The sequence below is a fragment of the Variovorax sp. GW458-11-26-14-LB1 genome (assembly GCF_059423965.1).
The window spans coordinates 1-7473 of record NZ_JBWKYW010000096.1 but is presented as its reverse complement, the minus strand read 5'-3'; the positions used below and the strand labels follow the sequence as shown (position 1 = coordinate 7473).

Sequence of the window (7473 nt, the reverse complement as noted above, 5' to 3'; positions counted from 1 at the left end):
GTTCGGCGGCGGCGGCGGCATGGCCCAGTGCAGCAACACGCCCAATCCCGTCTCGGTCGGCTGTTCCTACAACGGACCGGGCGGCGGCGGCTCGGGCTTCATCGGCACGGGCGTGACCGGCGGCGTGATCACCGCGGGAGCGGACGGCAGCTACTCGGCGGCTTCCAACCCGGCCAACCAGGGCAACACGCTCTACCAGGGCGGCGTCGGCGTGGGCGGCGCGCGCGCTTCGCTGACCGGCTCCACCGGCGGCAACGGCCTCGTCGTCATCCAGTTCAACGTGGTCAGGCTGCAGCTCGCGAAGGCCTGGTCGGCCGGCAGCAACACCGGCGACGTGGCGAGCATTGGCGCCTCCACGGGCGGTACCAACTTCTTCGGTGCCAGCAACACCTCGGCCTTCACCTCGACGGCGTCCACGGCCGCCTCCAGCTCCGTCGTGGGCGTGAACATCGGCAACGTCATCACGCTGCCCGCCGAAACACTGACCACCGGCACGCTGGCGAACTACAACACCGTGCTGTCATGCACCGTGAATAGCGGCACGATGGCCAGCACGTTGAGCGGCACCAACGGACAGGTATCGAACACGCTGACGATCGCCCTCGGCGACATCGGCAAGGACATCGTCTGTACCTACACCAACACGCGCAAGACCGCGACCTTGCAACTGGCCAAGTCGTGGAACCCCATCAGCGTGACGGGCAACGTGGCGAACATCGGCGCCACCACGGGCGGCGCGGCGAATACCGTGGCGTTCTCGTCGACGGCGCCGACGGCCAACACCAGCGCGACCGTGACCGTCGCGGCCGGCAACACGATCACCTTCCCCGCGGAAACCATGAACGGCGGCGTGCTGCCGAACTACACGACCGTGCTGTCGTGTACCGCCGGTGGCGGCGCGACGGCCAACAGCCTGAGCGGCACCAACGGCCAGGCGACCAACACGCTGGTGATCGGCGCGGGCGACGCGGGCAAGGCCATCGTCTGTACCTACACCAACACGCCGAAGACCTCCACGCTGCAGCTGGTCAAGTCGTGGGGCGCCAACAGCTTCACGGGCAACGTGGCGAGCATCGGCGTGACGTCGGGCGGCACGAACAACACTGCGGCGTTCACGGCGACGGCCCCTACGGGTGCGAACAGCGGCACCGCCGTGACCGTCGCCACGGGCAACACGATCACGCTGCCGGCCGAGACGATGTCGCCGGGCACGCTGGCGAACTACAACACGGTGCTGGCGTGTACGGCCGGCGGCGGTGCCACGGCCAACGCACTCAGTGGCACCAACGGACAGAACAGCAACACGCTGCTGGTCGGCGCGGGCGACGCGGGCAAGGCCATCGTCTGTACCTACACCAACACGCCGAAGACGGCGACGCTGCAGATCGCCAAGGCCTGGGGCGCGAACAGCATCGCCGGCAACGTGGCGAGCCTGGGCGCGAGCACGGGCGGCGCGAACAACACCACGGCCTTCACCGCGACGGCGCCCACGGGTGCCAACAGCGGCACGGCCGTGACCGTGGTCGCCGGCAACACCATCACCTTCCCCGCGGAAACGATGCCGACGGGGACGCTGGCGAACTACAACACGGTGCTGGCCTGTACGGCCGGTGGCGGCGCCACGGCCAATGCGCTGAGCGGCACCAACGGGCAGGTCACCAACACCTTGCTGATCGGCCCGGCCGATGCGGGCAAGGCGATCCTGTGTACCTACACCAACACGCCGAAGACGGCGACGCTGCAACTGACCAAGTCCTGGGGCGCCGGCGCCATCAGCGGCAACGTGGCGAGCATCGGCGCGAGCACGGGCGGCGCGAGCAACACCACGGCGTTCACGGCGACCGCGCCCACGGCGGGCAACAGCAGCACGGTGAACGTAGTGGCGGGCAACACCATCACGCTGCCGGCCGAGACGATGCCCACGGGCTCGCTCGCGAGCTACAACACGGTGCTGTCGTGTACGGCAGGGGGCGGCGCCACGGCCAACGCGCTGAGCGGCACCAACGGCCAGAACAGCAACACGTTGCTGATCGGCGCGACCGACGCGGGCAAGGCCATCGTCTGTACCTACACCAACACCGGCAAGCCCGCGACCCTGACCCTCGCCAAGCGTTCGCTCGGCGGCGTGGCCGGCTTCGACTTCACGGGCACCAACGGCGTGGCGGCGCACACCATCACCACCACCGTGGCCGGCACGGCCGTCAACGGGCCGCTGCAGACGCTGACCGCGACGGGCACGGCGACCACCTTCACCGAAACCTACACGCCGGCCACGGGCGTGCCCGACTACGTGATCACCGACGTCAGCTGCACGGGCATGGGCAGCGGCGGCACGGTGACGCGTGGGACCGCGCAGAACACGAACCAGTTCACGCTGAACGCCGCGGCGACGGTGGCGGGCTCGAACATCGTCTGTACCGTCACCAACGCCAAGGCGCCGACGGTGCAGCTGCGCAAGAAGTGGGTCAACGCGCTGGTCAACGACGCCTTCACGCTGACTGCGTCGGGCACGGTGCACCCGAACCACAACATCGGCTACGCCTTCAACCTGCAGGCCACGGCCAACACGCCCAACGAAACCGACACCGGCGGCGCGCAGCGCGTGGCGGTGGGCGACACCGTGACCCTGTCGGAGACGCCCTTCGGCACCAACGCCGGCTCGTACACCGCCAGCGCCTGGAGCTGCACCGGCGGCGGTTCGCTCAGCGGCAACCTGCTGACCCTGGGCAACGCCGATGCGGGCCTGCCGATCATTTGCGAGATCACCAACACCGCGAAGACGGCGACCGTCACGCTGGCCAAGACCTGGTCGGGCGCGATCGTCAACGACGCCGTGAGCGTCACCGGCACGGGCCTCACCGCGCTGGCCTCGGTGGCCAACACGGCCGCCGAGACCGACACCGGCGCCGCACAGGCCGTGCCCGTGGGCAGCGTCATCACGCTGGCCGAGAGCTTCACCACCGGCAGCGCCGCCAACTACACCAGCGCGCTGAGCTGCACCGGCACCAGCGGCCTGTCGGGCAACACGCTGACGGTGGGCGCGGCCGACACGGCCATCGTCTGTACCTACGCCAACACGCGCAAGACGGCGGCGGTGACCTTGTCCAAGAGCTGGAACGGCGCCATCGCCGGCGACAAGGTCAACCTGACGGTCAGCGGCAGCGCCGCCGAAGTGACGGGCGCGACCGCCGGCACGTCGACCGCGCCGGCCACCACCACCAACGCCACGGCCACCGCGGCCAGCGGCGCCACGGTGACGCTGGCCGAAGCCTTCACCACCGGCAACGCCGCCAACTACACCACGGCGCTGGCCTGTACCAAGGTGTCGGACGGCAGCGCGGTGACGGTGAGCGGCAGCGGCCTGAGCCGCAGCTTCACCATGCCGTCGGACAGCGCGGTGAACTGCGCCTACACCAATACGCGCAGGACCGCGACGCTGCAACTGTCCAAGGCCTGGAGCGCCGGCAGCACCACGGGCAACGTGGCGAGCATCGGCGCGACCACGGGCGGCGCGAGCAACACCGCCGCGTTCACGGCGACGGCGCCGACGGCGGGCACCAGCGGCACCGCGGTGTCGGTGGCCGCGGGCGACACGCTCACCTTCCCGGCCGAGACGATGACCACGGGCACGCTGGCGAACTACACCACCGTGCTGTCGTGTACCGCCGATGCCGGCGCCACGGCCAACACGCTGAGCGGCACCAACGGACAGAACAGCAACACGCTGGTGGTCGGCGCGGGCGACGCGGGCAAGGCCATCGTCTGTACCTACACCAACACGCCGAAGACTGCCACGCTGCAGATCGCCAAGGCCTGGGGTGCGAACAGCATCGCCGGCAACGTGGCGAGCATCGGCGCGAGCGCGGGCGGATCGAGCAACACCACGGCCTTCACGGCGACGGCGCCCACGGGCGCCAACAGCGGCACGGCCGTGACCGTGCAGGCCGGCAACACGATCACGCTGCCGGCCGAGACGATGGCGCCGGGCACGCTCGCCAACTACACCACGGTGCTGGCCTGTACGGCCGGCGGCGGCGCCACGGCCAACGCGCTCAGCGGCACCAACGGGCAGAACAGCAACACGCTGCTGGTCGGCGCGGGCGACGCCGGCAAGGCCATCGTCTGTACCTACACCAACACGCCCAAGACCGTCACCGTGCAGCTGCGCAAGGCCTGGAGCGCGGACAGCACGAACGGCGACGTGGCCAGCATCGGCGCGACCACGGGTGGCAGCAGCAACACGTCGGCGTTCACCGCGACCGCACCCACCGCCGGCAACAGCGGCACGGCGGTGTCGATGGTCGTCGGCGGCACGCTCACGCTGCCGGCCGAGACGATGACCACCGGTTCGCTCGCGAACTACAGCACGGTGCTCGCCTGTACCGCCGACGGCGGCGCCACCACCAACCCGCTGAGCGGCACCAACGGCCAGTCGAGCAACACGCTGGCGATTGCCGCGGCCGACGCCGGCAAGGCCATCGTCTGTACCTACACCAACGCGAAGAAGACGGTCACCCTGCAGGTGCGCAAGGCCTGGGGCGCGAACAGCGAGACGGGCAACGTCGCCAGCATCGGCGCGACCACGGGCGCGACCAACAACACGGCCGCGTTCACCGCGACCGCACCCACGGCCGGCAACAGCGGCGCGGCGGTGGTGGCGGCCGTGGGCAACACGATCACGTTCCCCGCGGAAACGATGCCCACCGGCACGCTGGCCAACTACACGACCGTGCTGTCGTGTACCGCCGACGGCGGCGCAACGGCCAACGCCCTGAGCGGCACCAACGGCCAGGCCAGCAACACGCTGGTGATCGGCGCCGGCGACGCGGGCAAGGCCATCGTCTGTACCTACAGCAACAACCGCCTGCCGACGGTGCAGATCCGCAAGCAGGCGCTGGGCGGCACGGGCACCTTCGCGTTCAGCGGCACCAACGGCTTCGGCTCGGACAGCATCAACGTCTCGGTGTCGGGCTCGACGGTGGTGGGCACCATCAAGACGCTCACCACGGCCAACACGCAGACGGTGCTGACCGAAGTCGCGGCCTCGATGCCCGGCGGCTTCGCGTTCTCGGGCGCGACCTGCACGGGCCTGGCGGGCGGGGCGACGGCGGCGGTCGACCTGGTGGCGGGCACCGTCACGCTGCCCGCGGCCGGGCTGACGAACGGCACGGCGGTGGTCTGTACCTTCACCAACACGCTCGCGGCGATCGTGAGCGGCCGCGTGTTCCTGGACAACGGCGTGGGCAGCGGCACGGCCAACGATGGCATCGTCAACGGCGGCGAAGGCCCGCTGTCGGGCGTGAGCGTGCGGCTGACCAACTGCGGTGCCGCCGTGTACGCGAGCGCGCTCACGGACGCCTCGGGTGCCTACAGCCTGAGCGTGCCGGCCGGCACGGCCACGGGCTCGGCGATGTGCGTGGAAGAAACCAACCCCGGCACGCGCGTGTCCACCGGCGCCTCGGTGGGCAACGTCGCGCTGCCCTCGGGCTCGGCCGTGGCCGCGGCCGGTGGCACCTACACCTACACGCGCACCGGCACGCCCGACCGCATCGCCTTCAGCTGGAACGGCACGGGCCACGCCAACCTGAACTTCGGCGACGTCGACAACAGCGCCTTCGCGACCGATGGCGCCAAGACCGGCCTGCCGGGCAGCACCGTGACCTACGCCCACACCTTCACGGCCGGCACGGCCGGGCAGGTGCGCTTCAGCGTGGCGAGCGAGACGGCCACGCCGGCCATCACCGGCTGGACGACGAAGGTCTTCGCGGATGTGGGTTGCACCGGCAGCCTGCAGCCCGGCGCGGCGCAGCTGTACCCGCCGAGCGCGGCAGCCACGCCCGTGGCCTTCGCGGGCAAGGTCTGCGTGATCGTGCAGGAGTTCATTCCCGCCACGGCGCCGCTGGGCTCGAACAACAAGGCGACGATCCGCGCCGACTTCACCTACACCAACGCCAGCCCGTCGCTCAGCGGCAGCTTCACGCTGGACGACCTCACGACGGTGTCGGGCGTGGCGCTGGAGCTGAAGAAGGAAGTGCGCAACATCACGCAAAGCGGCACCTTCGGCGTCAACAACCAGGCCAAGTCGGGCGAGACGCTGGAGTACCGCATCACCTACACGAACAACGGCGACGCGCCGATCCGCAGCATGGTCGTGAACGACATGACGCCGGGCTACACCACCTTCGTGAGCGCGACGACGGGCACCACGCCGGCGTCGCTCACGGGCTGCGTCAAGACCACGCCGGCGAACGCGCCGCCGGCGGGCGCGGTGGCCTGCACCACGGTTCAACCTGCAGGGGGCACGGGCGCGATCGACTGGCGCTTCACGGGCACGGTCGAGCCGGGCGGCACGGGCTTCGTGCTGTTCCAGGTGAAGGTCGACTAAGGACCTGGCAGGGCCTTCAGGCCCGGCGCTTGAACAGTGCGGACGCGCCGCTGGCCCGCGCCACGTCGTCCGCCGCAGCCAGCAGCTGCGGGCCCAGCGCGAGCATGCGTTCTTCCGTGAGCCGCACCAGCGGCCCCGCGATGGTGATGACGCCGATCACGCCGCCGTGCGCACCGCGCACCGGCGCGGCCATGGCGGTCATCGCGGGGGCGAACACCTCGTTGATCATCGAGAAACCGCGCTTGCGCGTGGCGCGCAGGAACACGAGCAGCGCCTTCACGGTGGTCGGCGCTTTCGGGCCGAAGTCTTCCGGCTGGCCGAAGCCCTGCTTCGCGACGAGCTGCAGCGCTTGCTCGTCCGTCATGGTCGAGAGCCAGGCGTGGCCTGCGGAGCTGCATGAGAGGTTCACCGACAGGCCCATGTCCGGGTCGTAGCGCAGCCCGCGCGTGGCGCCTTGCGCCTTCGCGACGAAGGTGAGCTCGTCGCCGTCGACCACCGCCAGCCGCACCAGCTCGCCCGACGCGACCGCGAGCCGGTCGAGCAGCGGCTGTGCCACGTCGACGATGCCGCTGTTGCTCAAGAAGCTCAGGCCCAGCGACACCAGCTTGATGGTCAGCATGTAGTCGCCATGGCTCTGGTCCTGCCGCACATAGCCGTAGCGCACCAATTCGCTCAGCAGGCGGTGGGTGGCGCTCAACGGCATTTCCAGCTCGGCAGAAAGCGCGGAAAGCGCACGGCCCTCGGGGTGGCCGGAGAGGTGTTCGAGCACCTTGAAGCTGCGTTCGAGTATGGCTGTCATGAGACGACTCTAGCATTTTGCCAAGTGTTTTCACTAGTAGAAAGATTTTCCACTAAATCGATAAGATCGCGCCGCCAGGAGTCGGGGCGCGTGTGAAGCGCCCCGGCATGGACCGCTCAATCGCACGCTGGAGAACAACTTTGAGAACGCTTTACCGCTCGCTGGCCACCGCCGGCCTTGCCCTCGCCCTGGTCGTTCCTGCTGTTGCGCAAGCGCAGCAGGAGCGCGTGATCCGCTTCGGCCACCTGAACAACGCCGACCATCCCGTGAGCTTCGGCGTCAAGCGCTT

At 69.8% G+C, this 7473-nt stretch carries 2 protein-coding genes; one reads left to right on the top strand and one right to left on the bottom strand.

Annotation, left to right across the window (positions count from 1 at the left end; translation table 11 throughout):
- Positions 1–19: 19 nt before the first annotated feature.
- Entirely contained in the window at positions 20–6385 is a 6366-nt protein-coding gene (locus AC07YS_RS31735; RefSeq protein ID WP_495270329.1) for a prealbumin-like fold domain-containing protein, read from the top strand.
- A 16-nt stretch (positions 6386–6401) separates the two neighbouring features.
- Here the strand turns inward: AC07YS_RS31735 and AC07YS_RS31730 are convergent, their stop codons facing one another.
- A complete protein-coding gene (locus AC07YS_RS31730; RefSeq protein ID WP_062481672.1) occupies positions 6402–7184 on the bottom strand; it encodes an IclR family transcriptional regulator in 783 nt (260 codons plus the stop codon).
- Positions 7185–7473: the final 289 nt, after the last annotated feature.

Excerpts from the sequence above, each read along its gene's own strand:
- AC07YS_RS31735 (WP_495270329.1), top strand. The coding sequence starts at position 20 with ATGGCCCAGTGCAGCAACACGCCCAATCCCGTCTCGGTCGGCTGTTCC.
- AC07YS_RS31730 (WP_062481672.1), bottom strand. The coding sequence starts at position 7,184 with ATGACAGCCATACTCGAACGCAGCTTCAAGGTGCTCGAACACCTCTCC.